At 48.7% G+C, this 17,018-nt stretch carries 13 protein-coding genes; 9 read left to right on the top strand and 4 right to left on the bottom strand.

The genetic code is table 11. The features are described from left to right. Positions 1-24 precede the first annotated feature (24 nt). Genes EHO60_RS01115 through EHO60_RS01105 form a run of 3 tightly spaced genes read right to left on the bottom strand, consistent with a single transcriptional unit; the run spans position 25 to position 6,002 of the window. Entirely contained in the window at positions 25-1,230 is a 1,206-nt protein-coding gene (locus EHO60_RS01115; protein WP_135766314.1) for an LIC11435 family protein, read from the bottom strand. Then, the gene (locus tag EHO60_RS01110; RefSeq protein WP_135766313.1) at positions 1,220-3,340 is read right to left on the bottom strand and encodes a FecR domain-containing protein; all 2,121 of its coding nucleotides are present in this window, start codon (positions 3,338-3,340) and stop codon (positions 1,220-1,222) included. The genes EHO60_RS01115 and EHO60_RS01110 overlap by 11 nt, the downstream gene beginning before the upstream one ends. Then, positions 3,324-6,002 carry an adenylate/guanylate cyclase domain-containing protein gene (locus EHO60_RS01105; RefSeq protein WP_135766512.1) on the bottom strand — a complete coding sequence of 893 codons (2,679 nt, stop codon included), beginning with the start codon at positions 6,000-6,002 and terminating at the stop codon, positions 3,324-3,326. Before EHO60_RS01105 ends, EHO60_RS01110 begins: the two co-directional genes overlap by 17 nt. Positions 6,003-6,223: 221 nt before the next feature. On the opposite strand from EHO60_RS01105, the gene EHO60_RS01100 reads away from it, so the two are divergent. The 7 genes from EHO60_RS01100 (at position 6,224) to EHO60_RS01070 (ending at position 14,010) form a co-directional block, all read left to right on the top strand. Further along, positions 6,224-6,679: a peptidylprolyl isomerase gene (locus EHO60_RS01100; protein ID WP_135766312.1), complete on the top strand. Its 456-nt coding sequence runs from the start codon at positions 6,224-6,226 to the stop codon at positions 6,677-6,679. 132 nt (positions 6,680-6,811) lie between these two features. Further along, positions 6,812-9,067 (top strand): PAS domain S-box protein, encoded by a 2,256-nt coding sequence (locus EHO60_RS01095; RefSeq protein ID WP_135766311.1) that lies wholly within the window; start codon positions 6,812-6,814, stop codon positions 9,065-9,067. Continuing rightward, positions 9,064-9,507 carry a response regulator gene (locus EHO60_RS01090; RefSeq protein ID WP_135766310.1) on the top strand — a complete coding sequence of 148 codons (444 nt, stop codon included), beginning with the start codon at positions 9,064-9,066 and terminating at the stop codon, positions 9,505-9,507. The genes EHO60_RS01095 and EHO60_RS01090 overlap by 4 nt, the downstream gene beginning before the upstream one ends. Positions 9,508-9,509: 2 nt before the next feature. After that, positions 9,510-10,943: a sensor histidine kinase gene (locus EHO60_RS01085; protein WP_135766309.1), complete on the top strand. Its 1,434-nt coding sequence runs from the start codon at positions 9,510-9,512 to the stop codon at positions 10,941-10,943. Positions 10,944-11,090: 147 nt separating this feature from the next. Next, positions 11,091-12,119: a GGDEF domain-containing response regulator gene (locus tag EHO60_RS01080; RefSeq protein ID WP_167880132.1), complete on the top strand. Its 1,029-nt coding sequence runs from the start codon at positions 11,091-11,093 to the stop codon at positions 12,117-12,119. 413 nt (positions 12,120-12,532) lie between these two features. Next, a complete protein-coding gene (locus EHO60_RS01075; RefSeq protein ID WP_135766307.1) occupies positions 12,533-13,456 on the top strand; it encodes a lipase family alpha/beta hydrolase in 924 nt (307 codons plus the stop codon). A 179-nt stretch (positions 13,457-13,635) separates the two neighbouring features. Then, on the top strand, positions 13,636-14,010 hold the full coding sequence (locus tag EHO60_RS01070; RefSeq protein ID WP_425460255.1) for a hypothetical protein: 375 nt from the start codon (positions 13,636-13,638) through the stop codon (positions 14,008-14,010). A gap of 28 nt (positions 14,011-14,038) precedes the next feature. Here EHO60_RS01070 and EHO60_RS01065 read toward each other — a convergent pair whose 3' ends face one another. After that, complete coding sequence (locus tag EHO60_RS01065; protein WP_135766306.1) at positions 14,039-14,803, bottom strand: exodeoxyribonuclease III; 765 nt, start codon at positions 14,801-14,803, stop codon at positions 14,039-14,041. Positions 14,804-14,871: 68 nt separating this feature from the next. Here EHO60_RS01065 and hisD point away from each other — a divergent pair, with 68 nt between their 5' ends. Together hisD and panC are read left to right on the top strand one after the other, a co-directional pair. Beyond that, positions 14,872-16,155, top strand: coding sequence for a histidinol dehydrogenase (gene hisD / locus EHO60_RS01060; RefSeq protein ID WP_135766305.1), 1,284 nt, complete (start codon positions 14,872-14,874; stop codon positions 16,153-16,155). A 4-nt stretch (positions 16,156-16,159) separates the two neighbouring features. After that, the gene (gene panC / locus EHO60_RS01055; protein WP_135766304.1) at positions 16,160-17,011 is read left to right on the top strand and encodes a pantoate--beta-alanine ligase; all 852 of its coding nucleotides are present in this window, start codon (positions 16,160-16,162) and stop codon (positions 17,009-17,011) included. Positions 17,012-17,018 lie beyond the last annotated feature (7 nt).

The raw sequence follows: 17,018 nt of genomic DNA, 5'->3' as shown, positions 1-17,018 counted from the left end.
GCCGGCGAAGTATGCCGAGGTCTTTTACCAGGAGAATTGCACTCCGACTTCCATCCGCTGCCGTAAATATTGTTGGTTTGCGGAGGCATAGGTAAAGCCGTTGGAATCTCTTTCATTTCTGAGTAGAGGAGACCAGGTCGCCGTTTTATCGGTCCCTTCTATTTTCACCTGTCTTGAACCCGGAAAGAACGCGGCGTCCGCTAAATTCGCGAGATAAAGAGCGGCCAGGATTCCAAGAGAGAGTTCCACTTGGTGGTACGCGGAAGAGGCCGCACCGAGTTTGGACGGGATCTGAAAGTAATTGATCGTTGCCAAAGGATAAATCGCCACATTTCCGGTCTGGGCAAATGCGGAGTTCAGCATTATGTTCGTTCTTCTGGCCGCGTCATAATCTTTGACCGCGTGAAGATATTCTTGGCCTTTGAAATACGTGAACGCACCGGCTGTCGCGACGAGGATCGGAAAGGCAAAGGATCTAACCTTGGATTTGCCCTGGTACAATTGTCCCCATCCTGGTAGCACTGCAGACCGGGCGAGCGCACCGTAATCGAAACGAAAGGGTTCTTTTGAGGAAGGTTCCTGGGGAAGGTATTGCCTCTGCAACGCAGCCAACCGTTCCGGGGTTTCCGCGACCACTAGGAAAGCTTCCGTTTCCGTCACCTTGTTTCTGGGATTTTCCAGTCTCAGAGAAACGCTTCCCTCCGGGATCTTTTTTTTATCCAGTGAAACGACCAAGGAATCCGGTTCCCTGAATTCCACGGACTTGACGGGAAGTTCTTCTCCATTCGAATTTTTTAAAGTGATTTTTGTGGCTTCATTCAGGTATCTTCCCTTGATCTCCAATACTTCCGGAAAATCCTTGGCTAAGTACGCGTTCCGGGTGGAGGAAGTCAGGACGGGAGGTCTGGACAAGATGACTTCGAAGGGGATCCAGGTGGAAAATATGGAAACCCGGCCGTACCGGTTCAGGACGCCGATCCTGTGCTCATACGTTCCCGGTCTTAGGTCCATGAAAATCTGAGTGGCATTGGTTTTTTGCCGGGTGATTCTCCCGTTTGCATCCTTGATTTCTACCAGGTAACCGTTCGCGTCCGGAATGGAACTCCATTCTAACTTGGCTCCTTCTTCCGAGTCTTTGGCAAAGGAGGACGTAGGTAAAAAGAACCAGACGGCCGCCGCAAGGGAAAAAAGGGAAATGCGGATCGTATTTTGAAACGGTTTATTCGACATAAATTGCCTTCGGAGTCAATATATCGGGAGCCTTAAAGCTGGCCGAAACGACTACCGCGAATTCCCGGGAGACCGGAAGGGTGACGCGTACATTCCCGGATTCATCCTTGTATTTTGCACTCAGTCTCCACTGGTATTTTCCTTCCTTTAATCTGTACAACTCCCGAAATTCATAGGTTTCTCCCTGAATTTCCTTTTTAAACACCGATTTCCAGTTTTTTCCTTTGGATTCCAGGAGTTCCAATACGTAACCGTCCGTTTTTCCTTGCGTTTCCCAATAGAACGCCAGGCTTTCTTTCTCCTCTAAATCGATTTTGTCACGCTCTCTCGGATAGGTCGGAGATACGAAAGGGGCGGAGTCCGAGGTTTTAAAAGAAGCTGCCGGACTGGATACGAGCGATTCTCCATTCGGAGAAACGAGAGAGACCCGCCAATAAAAATCGCCGGGAGCGGGTAACAGTACGGAAACGGAGCCGGATCGTACGGTGGACTCGGATATTTTGGATTGGAAAGAGGAATCTCGGGAAACTTCCACCCGATAGAGTCCACTCGGATCCGGTCGATCCCAGCGTAAGGTCATTCGTCCGTCCGATGGATGGCCGGATTGGGTTCCGTCTTTCGGATAAGTAAGTTTTACGGAATCCAATTGTTTCAGCAGGAAGGATTGGGAAATGGACTCCCGAGCGTTGCTCCCTTCCTGATTCCCTTTGACCCTCCAATAATATACGCCTTCCTGCCAGTCGAAATTCGGTTTTAGGAAATTCGTGGAAGTGGATTGAGAAAAAAGGGTTTTATGAAATTGTGAATCAGATGCGATTTCCAGCGTGTAAGACTTGAATTCTCTGCCGGAAGACCAGCTGAAAAAGGAATTCCCGGATTTAAAAATACGAAGGCCGATTTCCTCTCCGGCAAGCGGTCTATGAAGTCTAGGCGGTTCCGTCTCTGTGACTTTGCGAATGGAAAAGGAAACGATAGGGGAACTTTCCTCCAAAAATCCTTCCTTATCGGAAAACATCCGGAGCCTAGCGAAATAATTGCCGTCCGACTTAGGGTCCCACTTTAAAAAACCTGATTTCGATTCTGATTTGAAAGCGATCTGTTGGAATCTAGGATCTTCCGCGACTTCTAACGTGAATTTGGAAGTGGGATCGGAGACGGTCCATTGGAACCGGATTCCGGGAATGTCGGAGGTATAGGAAAACACTTCTTTGGAAGAAGGAGAGATCAATTTGGGACTGACCCAGGGGAGAATTCGAACGGAGCGGACAGGGCTGGATTCCTCTTTCTCCGTACTCGGGTTCACGCCAGAGACCCTCCAAAAATAGAGTCCTGCCGGAAGACTTGCGGTTACTTCCGGAAGATTGGAGGAATATTTCCGTAAACCGGATCGGAAGGAGGCATCCTTGGCCAATTCCAATCTGTAGTTCTTGACTCCTTTTTCCTGCTTCCAAGTAAAGAGTACGGAAAGGGACTCTCCTTTCAGAGGAAGATTCTTTCCGTCGCTCGGACTTAACTGTTCTAAAGTCAAGTTTCGAACTTCCACCTTGTTCCCCTTTAATTCCGCGGCTTGGTTTCCTTTTAGGATGTTTTCTCCGTTCGAGGAGACGACTTTCGCCTCCCCGTTTTTGACTTCCAAGTTCAGGGCCTGGTCCTCGTTTTTGGAAAGACTTACGTTCGAGTTCCCAAGGGAGATCTTGGTGTCTCCGGAGCTGATCTGTAGGTTACTTCCGCCTCCGCTGTTCGTTGCCGACAAGGAACCTGCCACGAAGCTGATTTTGTCGACATCCTCGATCAGGATCATGCTTCGTTCGTCCATTCTTATTTCCGTAGAGTTGTTTCCATCCTTAAACAATAGGATGGCCTGGGATCCTTCTTCCGTACGAATGGTGTCCCTGTATCTTACTGGGTCGTTTTGGTCTAGCTCTTCCCAAACCACTTCGGAATCCAGTTTTCGGAGGATCTTCAGCTCCTTGGATTTCAATTCGCCGACGATCTTATTGTTTCCCCGTTTTTGTCCCGCGTTTGCATAAAGATACAATAAGGAGGAAAAGAACAGCAGCAGGAGGAGTAAGCCGGTGACTACGTATCGTCCGTCAGTCAAGTATCTCATACTTCACTTCCTCTTCCGGATCCCCGCTCTTGCCCGCTTTTTTGGCGTCGAACTCTATCCCGAGGAGTTTGCGCAAATCCGCCACGGAAGCCGGGGCCTCCGGATCGTCCTTTCTTCCCAGAACGGCGTAGATCACCTGGGGCTCCGTTTTTCCCTTCACTTTGATGGACTGCATCTTTTCGACGGAGAATACGTCTTTTACGAAATTATAAAGGTCCTGCGTAATGAGTATGTCTGTTCCGAAGGGTTTGTTCAACGCTTCCACTCGGGAAGCCAGGTTCACTGCGTCTCCGATGACAGTGTATTCCAATCTTTCTTCCGAACCGATCTGTCCCGCGATGACGGGACCGTAATTCAGGCCGCAACCGATCCGAATCACCGGCTTCTTGTCCCCACCTCTCCCCTGGTTGAACCTTTGCAGCGCCTTCCGCATCAACAAGGCTCCGTTCACTCCGTTTTCGGCGTCCTTTTCTCCCGAGGATTTCAGAGCTCCCCAAGTGGCCATGATGGCGTCTCCGATGAACTTATCCACGATTCCGTGGGTTTCGTTGACGCAACGAACCATTTCGGTCATGTATTCGTTCAGGAATTCCACCACCTCTTCCGGTTGGAGTTTTTCGGAAATCGCAGTAAAGGAGCGGATATCGGAAAAAAAGATCGCGCACATCTTCCGCTCCCCGCCCAGGGTCAACTCCTGGTTCAGGACCATTTCGGCGATCTCCTTGTTGACGAAACGACCTAGAGCGTCCTTGACCTTCTCCCTTTCCTCCAAACCCTTACCCATGTTCACGAAGTAGTCGGTCAAAAGTCCGACTTCGTCCCTGGTAGTGGACTTGATATCGATCTTGAAGTTCCCTTTGGCGATTTCCACCGTCGCTTTGAGAAGGGATAATAAAGGAATCGTAATGTTCCTGGCCAGAAAAAAGACTACGATCAGAGCCGCACAGAGAGCGATCGCCATGATGAGAAGGTTCTTGGTCTGGATCCTATACACCATTTCGAAGACTTTCTCCTCTGGAACGGTGACGATCACTCCAGCGCCTCCGAAACCTACTTTCTGGAAGGACCCGTAATATTTCGTGCCGAGACCGTCCTGGTATCTGGTCTGCTGACTGTCTTCCCGAACCGCGGAAAGCATGGTTTCGAATATGGGAAGGTCCGCCAGATTCGTCTGGGAGGCCAGGAGTTGCGGGTCGTAATGGGCTATCAGATCCCCGTTCCCGTTGACCAAGAAGGGGACATTAATATCTTGTTTTTGGAATGCGCTTAATAATCTTTCCGACCGCAGAACGTATACCAGGATGCGGCTCTTGGAGGAGTCCGCTACCGCTATGGAGAAAGCCGGTTCTTTAAAATCCGCCGTAAGATTATCGATGCGTCCCTCGGAGTTGAGCGCCTTTAAGAGGGTGTTTTCTTTTTCACGGATTGCGGAGTCCAACTCTTCCCGGGTAGCGGAGATTCCCTCCAGATAGGAATCGTTGTACAGAACGATTTCCTTTTTCAGGTTTGCGCCCTGGACTTTATAGATTCCCACGAGTAAAAAGTCGGGTTCGTTCCGGAAGAATAGGTCCGCGTACGCGCCAGGGCCGCGAGGGTCCAACAATTTTTCCGTCAGGGATTTTCCTTTGTCCCGTATGTCCTTGAGATCGGACTTCACTTTGATGCCTAAAATATTTACGAGGGAAAAATTCGTCTCCAATACCCGGATCTCATAATTCTTTTTGAATTCGCTCGATGCATAAAGGATGACCGTAGAAACGGTGAGCGTTAATAGTAGGGAAATCACTCCCATCAATTTCAATTGCAGAGGGAACCTTGCTCGAGTCTGTTCCGTGGATGGAGCGGGAGGTTCTTTCGGAGCGACGGATTCCGGAGTTTTTGCGGGAACCGTCTGAGTCGGCGGGGGAAGTGTTTCTTCCGAGCTCTTTTCGTCTTTCGGTTCGGAGGAGTCCGTTTTCGGGAGGGACGGCGTCGGAGTTTCTTGTTTCGGTTTTTCTACTTCCCCTTTTTCCTCCTTGCGATTTTCGTTCTGTTTGCCGTTGGATAGGATCTGCGGAATCCGCTTTTCCGGAACTTGGTCCTGAATCACTTTTCCCAGATTGATCTCCTTTACGGACAGAGGAAGTTCCCGTAAAAAAAGGGAGAATTCTCCTCGGCGGATTTCGGGAATGTCGCGGGGAGGTTTTTTCCGGGAGAGAAAATTTCTATAATCGTTCAGGAATCTGAATTCTGAATCTCCTGACAGAGACGGAAACCAGGAACCCAATTCCCCGTCCTGCAGATTCGGGTGGGTGGAGAGAACCATTTTCGAAAGAAGCACTTCCCATCTTTCGTTCCATTCTTCCGGAACCAAAAAGAGAAGGTTGTCTCTTCCGGAGGAATGGAGGAGTTTCCAGGTCGAGAAGAAAACGGATTCGTTCGTTTCCGGTCCGGGGGGGATTTCTAAGGCAAAGAGTTTCCAGTCTTCCCTGTGCAAGGTTTCTTCCAGCGCAGTGATCAGGGGAGAACCGTTTTCCGAAAAGACACAGACCACGGATCGGATGCCGCGTTCCGCCCAAGAGAAAAGGGTCTCTTCCGATAGGGAAGATTCGGAAGGGGATTGTTCCCAAAAGGCCACCGAACCCCCGGCTCCAAATGGAATGTATTTGATCGAAGATCCCATCATTTGTGTACCGGAAATGCAAGAAATTCGTTTCCGAACGCCTCAGGTATTAAGGAAAATCATGCGCCCTGTAGCGGAAAGAAATTTCCGAGCCTCCTCTGTTAAATTATCGGTCTGAAGAGATCGGATATTAAAAAAGTGAGCAAATCTTCCGGAAAGCGAAAAGGGGAAACGGTTGATTCTCAAAGAAGAAGCAAAATCCTGCCCAAGGGAGGAATCCAATGGCTCTTGCAAAGTTTATCACAAATCGCGGAACTTTTTCCGTTATGTTAGATACCGAAAAGGCACCTGTTACGGCCGGAAACTTTATAGAACTTGCTCAAAAAGGATTTTATAACGGCTTGGTCTTTCACCGGGTGATCCAGAATTTTATGATCCAAGGTGGTTGTCCAAATGGAACGGGAACCGGTGGACCAGGTTATAAAATCAAAGACGAATTCCATCCGGACCTGAAAAACAAAAAGTTCACAATTTCCATGGCAAATGCAGGACCGAACACGGGAGGATCTCAGTTTTTCATCAATGTTCGAGACAATCTGTATCTGGACAATCGGCATGCGGTCTTTGGCCAAGTTTCGGAAGGGGAAGATGTGGTGCTGCAAATTTCGGAAACGGAAACCGGTCCGGGAGATCGTCCTGTGCAACCAGTGGTGATTACCTCTTTGGAAATCGTTTGAGGGAAAATTCGTCTGAAGTTTTCCAAAAAGATTCAGTTGCAATAAAATTGATCGAAAAAGACTTGTAAAATCCTCATTTTTGCCATAATTTGAACCCACACTTCCGAACTTCGAGAAGCACAGGGTCAAATTATGGGAATTTTACACGAAACATTTTCACCTCTTCCCGTGATTCCGGTTCCTGGTGGGGAATGCTATAAATCCAGATTAGAATATATTTTAAATTCCGAGGCTTTGATTCTTTTTTCCACAGATCGGTATGGTCGGATCGATTTTTTAGAAGGAGAGGGATTGGCCCAGACCGGATTCCAAAGCGAGGACCTGGTCGGAATTTCTATCCAAGAATTGGATTGGACCGCAACCGTTCGTTCCGGAAACGGGGGCTTGAGAATCTTCAGTCCGACTCAAATTTTAAAGTCCGTTCTGCTCGGAGAAGAAGTAGAAGCGGAGGCAAAATTTTCCGGTAGAATTTTTCGGAGCAGATTTTCTCCCCTTCGTTACGAGGACGGAGAAATCCAAGGGATGATCGGACTCAGTCTGGACATTACGGAAGCAAAAAAATCCGAACTGGCCTTTGCACAATCCTCCCGGGATTTTCGAACCGCTATCGAAGGCCTGCCCATCGTCGTTTTCTCCTTCAATCCGGTTGCCGTGGTCACATTTGCGGAAGGAGGAGGTTTAAAGCGTCTCGGACTCCTAACGGAGGATTTGGTCGGAAAGAATATCTTCGAAAGAAGCGAGGGAGACCCGGAGAGTATGGAGGCGATTCGAGCCTCTTTAAAGGGAGAAGAATCTCGGTACACTCTCCGGATCAAAGGCCGTTCGTTCGAGACGAGGCTTTATCCCAGGTTCGATGAAAAGGGGAGAATTACACAAGTCTTGGGTGTATCGAACGAAATCACGATCCGAGAAGCTTTCGAAAAAAGGATCGCGGAAAGCGAATCAAATTATCGTAATTTATTCGAACATAATTCGCAGATCATGTTCCTATTCGAGTACAATTCCTTCGCCATTCTAAAGGCGAACGGAGTCGCAAAATCCGCGTACGGGTACGACGGAGAGGAGTTTTTGGAGAAGTCTCTCTTGGATCTGATGCCTCCGGAACACTCCCTACAGCTCGGAGACAGGATTCGTGGAACCGGATCGGGACCGAATTTCATTCCCGAAGTCCGTCACCTGAAAAAGAACGGGGAAGCGTTTTATATGGATATTACGGCGACTCGTTTCGAATTTAACGGTAAGGATTGCGTTTTGGTCGCGGGTGCCGAGGTGACGCAGAGAGTTCGGACGGAGAAGGAAAAAAGATTCAACCTTGCCATCTTATCCCAAATCAGCGACGCAGTGATCGCGTTGGATTCGGAGCGCAGGATCATCTACTACAACAAGCCTGCGGAAGAGATGTACGAGATCGAGTGGGGGGAAAATCCGATCGGAAAGCATTATTCCGAATTGTTTCAGCGGGATTGGATGTCGGAAGAGAATCAAAAAGCCGTTATGGAGGAATACGAAAGGTACGGACAGGCAAGCGCAGAGGTCATTCATATCCTTCGTTCCGGAAAAAGGGTCCGAATCGACTGCAATCTTAAAAAAACCAAGGATGAGAACGGAAATGATATCGGATCCGTCATGGTGATCCGGGATATTACGGACAAAGTGCGGGCTCGCGAATCCCTAGAAAAGGCGATCAACGATCTGGAGACCACGAACCAGGAATTGGAGCAATTCGCATACGTAGCTTCCCACGATCTTCAGGAACCCTTACGCACGATCGCTAGTTATTTGCGACTTTTGGAACGGAGATGTTCTTCCCATTTGCCGGAAGAGGGCAAGGAATTCATCCAGATCACGGTTGATGCGGTAAAACGCCAGCAAAATCTGATAGAGTCTCTTCTAAAGTATTCCCGGTTCGGAGCGAAAATCGAAGTCTGGGAAAAAATTCAAATAGAGAATCTCCTAAAAGGCGTGGTGGACGATCTATTCACGGGTCTGAACGCTGCGGACGTGGATTTTCGTCTGGAAAGCGAAATGCCGATCATCCAAGGAGGACCGGAACAGATTCGCCAGCTCTTCCTGAATCTGATTACCAATGCAGTAAAATTCAGAAGCAAGGAACGAAGGCCCGTCATTTCAGTTTCGGCTCGGGAAAGCGGAGAGGAATGGGAATTTAAGGTGGCCGATAACGGTATCGGAATGGATCCGAAGTACTTCGATAAAATATTTATTATATTTCAAAAATTGCATTCTTTGGGGGAATATCCCGGAACCGGAATCGGCCTTTCCGTCTGCAAAAGGATCGTAGAGAACCATGCCGGAAGGATCTGGGTGGTCTCCGATACGGGGCGGGGCTCCGAGTTTTTCTTCACGATTCCTAAACGGAGAAGCGAATGACCGCGATCGCAAAGAAAACGTTCGATATCCTTCTCGTGGAGGACAACCCCGCCGACGTTCGACTTACGTTGGAGGCCTTAGGGGAGATGCCTAGGGAAAAGAATCTGATCGTAGCCAAGGACGGGGAAGAAGCGATCGAATACGTCAAAGGAACGGGGATTTTTTCGGGGAGTTCCAAACCCGATTTGATTTTACTCGATTTGAATCTCCCGAAAAAGAACGGATTCGAAGTGCTTCGGGAACTGAAGACGGATCCGGTTCTTCGCAGGATACCTGTGGTCGTGCTTACCACTTCCAATTCGGAAAGGGATATTCTTGCCACCTTCAGTCTGCACGCGAATTCGTACATCCAAAAACCGGTAGAGTTCGGAAACTTCGTGGATGCGATGCGCTCTCTTAGAGTGTATTGGTTCGAAACTTCCAGCTTGCCGCCCAAATGATTATGCAGACGTTCCCCCCGTTGGTAAAAGCAAAGCGGATTCTCATCATCGAAGATAATCCTGCCGATTCGAGACTCATCGATCTTTATCTACAGGATGCCGCAGGGAACGAGTTGGAGACTTCTTTTGCGCAGACCGTCGGTTCCGGACTGGAGCAACTTAGAACTTCCTTCGGAGGGTTGGATTGTATCGTATTGGATCTTTCCTTGCCGGACAGCTTCGGGTTAGACGGGTTCGATGCAATCCGTTTGGAATTTCCGAGGATACCGATCGTGATTTGTTCCGGGTCCGAGGATTCCGGCCTTGCAACGGAAGCTTTGAAGGCAGGCGCTCAGGATTATCTGATCAAAGGAAGGTTCGATCCGTATCTCTTGCATAGATCGATTCTATACGCTATAGAACGGAATGAATTCCTTTTCCGTCTGAACGAACAAGCCGCGACGATCCGAGACAGCGAGGAAAGATATCGGCTTTTGTTCGAGAATAATCCGCACGCAGTATGGGTCTATGATTACGAAACACTGGAAGTCATAGATGCGAACCAAGAAGTGGAAAAATTGTACGAGTACAGCTGGGAGGAGGTTCGAAGGCTTGCTATTTCGGACATACGCATCTCTTCCGAGGCCAAAAAGGCGATGGAAGATCATGTGCACCTCAAAAGCGGAAAGAATCATCCGATCGCCTCCGTTCACAGAAAAAAGAACGGGGAGCTGATCCTAGTAGAGGTGACTTCCTATAAATTCAGATTGCGGAATCGAGAAATCGTTTTAGCCATCGTGGTGGATATCACCAAATGGAAACAGGCCGAAGAATCCTTGCGCGAATCCATTCGGGATAAGGAAATCCTTTTGCAGGAGATCCACCATAGGGTGAAGAACAATTTGCAGATCATGGCCAGCCTTCTGAATTTGCAGACGAATTACGCGAAGAACAAGGTGGTTATTCGGGAGTTGAAGGACACCGAGAGTAGGATCTACTCCATGTCCTTAGTGCATAACGAATTGTACAATTCCAAGAATCTAGCGGAAGTCAATCTGCGTTCGTACGTGGACAAGCTTTTGGACAATCTGTGGAACGTTTACGGAACAGGAGAAAAAATCCAACGCAAGGTAGACGTAGGAGAATTGAGTTTAGAGGTGGAAAAGGCGATTCCCCTCGGAATGATTCTGAACGAGATCGCGACGAATTCGCTGAAATACGCTTACCAACGGAAAAATTCCGGAACCTTTTTCGTGAGCGCGGGCCGGGAGGGAAATACCGTAAAACTGGAAATCGGGGATAACGGACAGGGGATTCGGAATTTAAGCGAGGTGGAACAAAAAGAAACCCTCGGATTGCAACTCGTGAAAATCCTAGCTAAACAACTCAAAGCGGGTTTGGATCTGAATACGGGGGATTGGGGAACCAGGTTCGCTCTGGAATTTTCGCTGGAATGAAAGAGGCGAAACGCCTCCTTTTCGACTTTCTAGAACTTTTCGAAAAGCTCCACAAATTTCTCCAGAAACTGGAGTGTAACAAAAGAATTGGTCGTCAAATAAGCCGAGTAGATGCAAAATTCGCTGCCAGAGCTCGGAAAAAAGACGATGACTTCTCCGGACCTACGGAAAGACCGAATTTTGATTTTAGACGATGCCCCCGAAAACTGCCTTTTGGTGGAAAGGATCCTAAAAAAGGCGGGCTATGGGGAAGTGATTTCCACGCAGAATCCGGAGACCGCTTTGGAGTGGTTGGGTTTGAGCGGGGATCCGAAGAAAAGGCGACCCGTATCCCTGTTACTGCTGGATATACTCCTACCGGGAGGCCAAAATGGGCTGGACCTTCTCCGCCAATTCGGGGATCGGGAGGAACTCGCAGATCTTCCCGTGATCATCATCACCGCCATACACGATACCCACACTTTGGAATCCGCTTTCGAAGCGGGAGCGGTGGATTATGTTACGAAGCCTTTCGACGCCACGGAACTTAGGGCGAGAGTGCGTTCCGCTCTTAGACTGAGGCACGAGATGGTGCAGAGGCGGCAAAGGGAAAAGGATCTGGAAGAAATCACGGACAAACTCTCCGAAGCGTACCAGACCCTTCTTCGAGTCTCTAGAACGGACGGGCTTTCCGGAGTTTGGAACCGAAGATTTTTCGACGAGATTCTGGACGTGGAATGGAAGAGGGCCAGTCGCTCCGAAAAACCGATCTCTCTCCTATTGATCGATATAGATTTCTTTAAGAGGTTCAATGATACGTACGGCCACCAAGCAGGGGATGATTGCATCCGAAAAGTCGCATCCGTTTTAAAGGAAACCGCGAAAAGAGCCGGCGACTTTGCGGCAAGATACGGCGGGGAAGAATTTGCGATCATTTTGCCCGAAACAGACGAAGAGCGGGCCATGGTCGTTGCGGAGAAGGTTCGGACGAAGATCCTGGAATTGCAGATCCCGCACAAAATGTCCGAAACGTTGGAAATCGTTTCCGTGAGTATCGGTGTAGCTACCGGCCAAGGAAACAAAAACGAAATGAACCGTGAAGATATGGTTCGTATGGCGGATGAAGCATTGTATCAATCCAAAGCCAACGGTAGAAACCGTGCGACCCCGTATTCCAGCTTGAACCGGAAGTCCTGAGTTCCCGTTTTCAGTTTTAGGACTCCATCTGCACCGGAATCGGAAGGTTCCTGGAGAAGAAATTCCATCCGAATCGATCTCAAAACCCTCCCGAGCTGCCTTAATTTAAACCGATTGATTGATATAAATAAATTCAAACACCCTAAATTTTGGAGACAAAACTTTTTAATTGATTGACTTCTCTTAACATTGCTGTTTCTATCTCTCTCGCCACTTTGGTGTGGTGATCCGGGTTGTTCGAAATAAAAAGTTTGGTATAATTTATATCAAACGTTTTGAATAAATAAAAACGGATGAATGCGGAAAACGAAGAGAAACAAATGAGGCGCTCGTTCCTGAAGAAGGACCCATAACACAGAAAGGGCCGGAGGGAAAGCTTCCTCAAGAGAATAGTGCAAGAGAAGAGGTTTAAGATGTTTCGTGTAGCGAGGATTTGGATCGTTTCGTTACTAGTTTTTCTAGTGTCAGGTTCGTTAATGGCTTCCGGTGGCGGTTCTTCGGCTAAACCACTTTCCGGTTCGTATCCCATTGTATTGGCTCATGGAATTTTCGGATGGGGAAGCAACTCCGGGATCATTGACTATTGGGGCGGAAACGCAGCTTACCTCCAGTCGCAAGGAGCTACGGTAATCACTCCTACCGTTACCGCGATGGATTCTTCCGCAAATAGAGCGGGCCTTTTGAAGACCGCAATCTTAACCGCATTGGCGGCAAACAATTATAACGGCAAGATCAATATCATCGGCCATTCCCAAGGTGGGTTGGATTCACGTTATATGGTATCCAATCTTGGAATGTCCGGTAGAGTTGCGAGTCTTACCACTTTGAATACTCCTCACTATGGTAGCCCGGTGGCAAACGTAGTAGCGGCAGTGATTCCGAGTTGGGCATTGCCTTATGTGGCAACCGTGCTCAACGCGATTGTAGGAGTGGTTTACGGCGAATCGAACGAGAATGCGATCGCAGGGTTGAAACTTCTGACGACCGACGGGTTGGCTGCATTTAACAGCGTTACTCCGAACGCTTCCGGCGTGAAGTATTTCTCCTATGGATCCATTATTACCGTTCCGGATTTAATCCAACACCCTGCAATGGGTTTGACCTATCCGATTTGTGCGATCGGAGCTCCGTTCTACGGACTGAGCATCGCGAACGACGGAGTGGTTCCTTCTTCCTCGCAACTTTGGGGTACTTGGATGGGCGGACCTTCTTACGGAATCCTAACTTCGGGTGTGGATCACTTGGAAGCGACGAATGCGCTGTATACCGGACAAACTTGGTATGATACCAACGGTTACTTTCTGAGCATGGCTTCCAACGCGGCAAGCAACCAATAATTCCTCCCAGATCGGGAAGTTTTATGCGGCCCTTCCGGAATTTCCGGGAGGGCTTTTTTATTTTCTTCGAATTTCCGGAAAAAATAGCAGAAAAAATCCGATTTTTTTTTTGAAAACGGAAATTTGTTTGCATTGCACAAAGTCTTATTTCTTAGTAAAGATCAGGGACGTAATGACTCGTGGAAATCCCCGGATTGGACAGGCTAGTACGAGAATTCAAGGACCGATTTTTCCAAACGGTAAAAGTTCCGGTAGAGGTGCATTCCGAATCCGGTCATTTTCCGGCGACTTGGGCGGGAATCGAAGGGACTTCTCTTAGCCTGACCTTGGATCGGTTTCATCCGGAACCCGAAGGTCAAAACGCGACCCTGGAATTACGGGTTCCCTTTTGGAAGGATCCGATCTTATTTTCCGGAAAACTCCTTCAAAAGAAAATGGTGCGCTCCAAATCCCCGGAGAGGATCACCGATACCGTGTTGATTTTCGAATCCGAACTTACGGAATTCCTGAAAAAGAACCTTCCCAAGTTCGACCTAAAGATTCCGAAGAAATAGATTTCTTTTTCGTCTTTTGAAATTCCCGTTATAAAGAAATTTCTAAAATCATGGGGGCGTGATCGGAAAGGATCGGGTCCTTTTGGATGGTTAGGCTTTTCAGTTTTTTTCTCAATTCCTCCGGAACAAAGAAGTAATCGATCCTCCAACCCTTGTTCTTTCCTCTGGCTCCCGCCCGGAAGGTCCACCAGGAATATTCCTGTTTTTCCGGGTACAAGGCTCGGAAGGAATCCAGCCATCCCGTTTTTAGGAAGTCCGTGAGCCAGGCTCTTTCTTCCGGTAAAAATCCGCTGCTTTTCGCGTTTCCTTTCGGGTCGTGAATGTCCTTTTCCGTATGGGCTATGTTTACGTCCCCGCAGAGGATGATGTTTGGGTGCTTTTTTTTCATTTTTTGCGAAATCTTTAAAAATTCGGCAAGGAAGCGCATTTTAGCGGCTTGTCGTACATCTCCGGTGGTTCCGGAGGGAAAATAAACCGTCCAAAGGGCAAACCCTCCGAAATCGGCGAGAACGCTTCTTCCTTCCTTATCGAATTCCTCCACCCCGATTCCGTAGGTTACCTGTTTCGGCTCTTTTTTGGTCCAGAGGCCCACTCCGGAATATCCTTTCTTTTCGGCGGAGTGGAAATACGCTTTGTACCCCAATTTCTCCCAAAGTTCCGGAGCAAGTTGGTCGGGTTGCGCCTTCGTTTCTTGGAAACAAACCAAATCGGGGTTTTCTTGTTCGAGGAATTCTCCTAGTCCCTTGGTCCAGGAGGCACGGATACCGTTACAATTTAAACAGATTACTTTCATAAAATCGGATGGGGTTTCCCAGGATTTTCGGGATGCGGACAAGAGGGAAAGAAAAAAACTGGTCCCCTATGGGGATTCGTATCCGGGAAGTAGACGGGAGCTTTTCTCTCAAGCCGATCTTAGAGCGTGCCAAAGAAGACCTAGGAGAAACTCTTCCTTTGGTTTCTCCGATTTTGGACGCGGTCCGTACTGGAGGGGACAGGGCGCTCCGGGAATTGACCCTCCGGTTCGACAAGCTGGAATGCGAATCGTTTTATCATCCGATTTCGGAATGGAAAGGTTCCGTTTCGAACGATCTCCAAAACGCTCTGGAAAAAGCGAAGGAGAATATAGAGGCCTTCCATAGGGCGCAATTTCCTGCTCCATTGGATACGATCGTTTCGGGGAATCGTTTAGGAATCCGTTATACTCCGATCGAGTCGGTTTCCGTTTATGCTCCTGGCGGGAAGGCATTGTATCCTTCCACCATTCTGATGGGAGTGATTCCGGCGAAAATCGCCGGAGTTCCGCATGTTCAGATCGTGACTCCTCCCCAAAAAGGGGGGATTCCGGACGGTCTATTTGCCGCGGCAAAGGTAGCAGGAGCGGATGCGATCATCACTGTCGGAGGAGCGCAAGGAATCGCTGCTGCCGCGTTCGGTACGGAGACCATCCCCAAATCGGAATTCGTCATCGGTCCTGGAAATAAATTCGTGACCGCAGCCAAGATCATCCTGAGTGGGCAGGGAAGAATCGGAATCGATAGTCCGGCCGGGCCGAGCGAAGTATTGATCATCGCGGACGATTCCGCGAATCCGAATTGGGTTGCGGCGGACCTTCTTTCCCAAGCGGAACACGGAGAAGATTCCGCGGCCATCCTTTGCACCGATTCTATGGAATTCGCAAAACGGGTTTCGGAGGAATTGGATCTGGCTCTCATACAAAGGCCCAAGAGGAAAGAGATGAAATCCGCTTCGATCGAAAACGAGGGTTGGATTTTGGTCTTTCCCGACTTGGACGCTTGCTTAAAATTTTCCAACGAATACGCACCCGAACATTTGGAGATCCAAACCAGAAATTATCAGGAATTATTCCGGGGAGTCAAACATGCAGGCTCCGTCTTTTTAGGACCGTACTCTCCGGTTGCCATGGGGGATTATATCAGCGGAACGAACCATATTCTTCCTACGGCGGGAGGAAGCCGAATTTTTTCCTCCTTAGGCGTCGCCACCTTTCTGAAGAGAGTGACGTACCAGGAAGTGAATCCGGCTTCCTTGACGGAACTGTACCCGCACGTAAAAGTTCTTTCCGAATTCGAAGGGCTGGACGAGGAACACGGGAATTCCGTGAAAATCCGTATTACCGGAAAGTAACCATATGATCGTATTAAAAAATCCGAATGAACTGCGAGAAGTCGTCCAGGGCTGGAAGCATCACGGTGCGGAAATCGGCTTTGCGCCGACCATGGGGTTTCTGCATGAAGGACACGGAGCGCTTTTTTCTCGTTCCGTTTCGGAGAACGATAGAACGGTCGTTTCCATTTTCGTAAATCCTGCTCAGTTCAACGACCCTGAAGATTATTCCAAATACCCGACCAGCACGGAAACGGATTTGGAACTCTGCAAAGCCGTCGGGGTGGATTTGGTCTATTTGCCGGACAAGGATACCGTCTATCCTGGGGGAATTCCGAGTATAGAACTTCGGATCCCCAGATTGATGCGGAATCTGGATGCGACTACGAGACCGGGGCATTTCGAGGGAGTGCTCTTGGTTCTATCCAGATTTTTTCATGCAGTCGAGGCGGATCGGGCCTACTTCGGCAAAAAGGATTACCAACAGTACCTGATCGTAAAGGAATTCGTGCGCATGTTAGGTTTTCCGATGGAGATCATCGGAGTGGAAACAGTGCGTGATCCCAAGGGCCTAGCCTTAAGTTCCCGGAACGCTAGACTGTCGGATTCGGAAAAGGATGAGGCGCTTCTATTGTCTCGAGCGCTACGCTTGGGAGAAAGCTTAATTCAAAACGGGGAAAAGGATCCGGAAGCCGTGAGGGTCGTCATGTCCGACGTCTTGGATTCCTCCGCTTCTCTTCGGACGGATTATCTGGAGGTGTTGGATGCGGACACACTCGAAGAATTACAGATCTTGAAAGGCGAAGTACTTCTGGCCGCGGCGGCCTTCGTCGGACAAGTTCGTTTAATCGATAATACTACCGTTCGGATATCTTAGAAAGTTC

Source organism: Leptospira fletcheri (genome assembly GCF_004769195.1).
In the GTDB taxonomy this organism is placed as follows: domain Bacteria; phylum Spirochaetota; class Leptospiria; order Leptospirales; family Leptospiraceae; genus Leptospira_B; species Leptospira_B fletcheri.
Note: the sequence above shows the minus strand (reverse complement) of the source record. Positions and strands in the feature narration are given on the sequence as shown.